The following is a 952-nucleotide window of genomic DNA, read 5'->3' as shown; positions in this document are numbered from 1 at the left end:
ACGGCGACGACCGCGCCGGACTCCTCCCCGCCGCCGTGCACAGCAGCACCGCCGGTGCTCATGCGGTCCGCTCCGCCGCCGCTCGGGCGAGTTCGTCCACGCGGGCCGGCGCGAGCACCTCGTCGATCGCGAGCACGGTCGCGCCGCGGATGCCGGCGTCGCGCGGCGAGGAGCTCGCCCGGACGTCGAGGGCGTCCGCGACCATCGGCAGGCACGACCGGTAGAGCTCGCCCCGGATCGTCGCGACCAGGACGGACGACGCCGACATCGCGCCCGCGAGCACGACCTCGCTCGGGTTGCAGAAGTTCACGATGCCGGAGAGCACCCGGCCGATGTGCTCCCCCGCCCGCCGGAGCTCGTCGAGGACGACCGCGTCGCCCTGTGCCGCGAGCGCCAGCACGTCGCTCGTCCCGCCGACCTGCCGCCCGGCCGCACGCAGCCGGGCGACGATCGCGCCCCCGGACGCCACCGACTCGAGGCAGTTCGGCACCCCGCAGGTGCAGCCGATGGCGGCCTCGCCGTCGACGGGGGTGTGGCTGATCTCGCCGGCGGCGCCGCTCACCCCGCGGTGCAGGCGCCCGTCGAGCAGCACGCCCGAGCCGATGCGGGTCCCGAGCTTCACCGCGACGAGGGTGCCCGTGCGGTCGGGGCCCGGACGCTCGGCCAGGGCGATGAGGTTCGCGTCGTTCTCCACGAGCACGGGGGCGTCGGTGTGCTCGGCGAAGAGCTGGGGCAGCACGGCGCCGTGCCACGACGGCTCGAAGGACGGTGTCGCGATGCTGCCGCCCGGGTACGACACGGGCGCGGGCACGCTGATCGCCGCACCGCGGAAGCGTGCCGTGTCCAGGCCGCTGTCACGGGCGAGCTCGACGAACCGGTCCCAGAGCGCGGCGACCGAGGCCCGCGGCCCCGCGGCGACGGGCACCGTGGCGGCGCCGTGCTCGAGCGCGTC

The 952-nt window shown here is 76.6% G+C and carries 1 protein-coding gene; it reads right to left on the bottom strand.

The genetic code is table 11. The annotated features are described in order from the left end of the window. Positions 1-58: 58 nt before the first annotated feature. Positions 59-952, bottom strand: an 894-nt coding sequence (locus D8M35_RS16190; protein ID WP_148113423.1) for an ROK family protein, incomplete at its 5' end; no start/stop codon positions are given.

The sequence above is a fragment of the Curtobacterium sp. HSID17257 genome (genome assembly GCF_003989515.1).
Lineage (GTDB): Bacteria > Actinomycetota > Actinomycetes > Actinomycetales > Microbacteriaceae > Curtobacterium.
Note: the sequence above shows the minus strand (reverse complement) of the source record. Positions and strands in the feature narration are given on the sequence as shown.